General features: G+C 41.5%; 1 pseudogene. It reads right to left on the reverse strand.

Annotation, left to right across the window (positions count from 1 at the left end):
- Positions 1-246, reverse strand: a pseudogene (locus A3712_RS21470) (recombinase family protein); the annotation flags it as partial.

Genomic DNA, 246 nt, shown 5'->3' on the forward strand with positions numbered 1-246 from the left:
CGCTGAGACGCCTATCATTTTGGCTGTCTCATTAATGCTCATCTGGTTACCCACTCTAAGCTTGTAGATTTTTTCATGCAGCTCTAAATCTGGCTTTCTTCCTTGATACTTCCCTCTTTCTTAGTCTTCTCGATACCTTGTTTTTGGCGTCGGCGTCTGTCTTCATAATCTTTTCGAGAAATTGCAGCCAACATGTCCATCATCATGTTATTGATGGCTTTGATCATTGAGTGCGTGAACTCATTA

The sequence above is a fragment of the Vibrio sp. HI00D65 genome, assembly GCF_001635455.1.
In the GTDB taxonomy this organism is placed as follows: Bacteria; Pseudomonadota; Gammaproteobacteria; order Enterobacterales; family Vibrionaceae; genus Vibrio.